This is a genomic window from Bacillus sp. JJ1532 (genome assembly GCF_036965085.1).
In the GTDB taxonomy this organism is placed as follows: domain Bacteria; phylum Bacillota; class Bacilli; order Bacillales; family Cytobacillaceae; genus Cytobacillus.
This window is the reverse complement of sequence record NZ_JBALOW010000083.1, coordinates 32,777-33,463: the sequence shown is the minus strand read 5'-3', so window position 1 is coordinate 33,463 and position 687 is coordinate 32,777. Positions and strand designations below refer to the sequence as shown.

Sequence of the window (687 nt, the reverse complement as noted above, 5' to 3'; positions counted from 1 at the left end):
GAATAGTGTTATTAACAGTAGTATGGAAAAAGTATCAACAGGATAAAAAAATCGAGGGATATTCACCCCTTACATTAAAAACATATTGTTTTCAATATAATCTCCTATTACGATTTTTCGGTGATATTGATATGAGTGAATTGACAACGGAGAAACTATAGGAGTACCTAATACTGGAAGGGGATCACTTAAAGCCATCTAGTTTAGGACACAGGGTTCGTTGCATTAAATCAATATTCAAATGGACACATGATGAGGGCTTTATTCCTAAAAATCCTGCTGCTAAATTAAAAGAGCCGAAATTAGGCAAAAGAATTCCAAAATTCCTTTCTGAATTAGAAATTGAACATATTAGAGAAACTTGCCATACAACGAAGGAGAATGCGCTATTTGAATTTATGTATTCGACCGGATGTTGTATTGGGGAAGTTGTAAAATTAAATCGCGACGATATTAATTTTCAGATGAATTCGGTCATTGTACATGGAAAAGGTGATAAAGAAAGGGAAGTATACTTTAATACTCGTTGCTCCATTTGGTTAAAAAGATATTTTGATGAACGAGATGATGAAGAACCTTGTTTATTCATTACAGAAAGAAGGCCGAAAAGGCGTATGAGTATCAATAACTTAAGATATATAATCAAAAGAATATCGAATCGTGCTGGAATAAAAAAGAGTATTCATC

Annotated in this window: 1 protein-coding gene; it reads left to right on the top strand. The window is 32.9% G+C overall.

The window, feature by feature from the left end; translation table 11 throughout:
* Window positions 1-170: 170 nt before the first annotated feature.
* The coding region (locus tag V7122_RS21900; RefSeq protein ID WP_335529117.1) for a tyrosine-type recombinase/integrase at window positions 171-687 on the top strand (517 nt) is incomplete at its 3' end.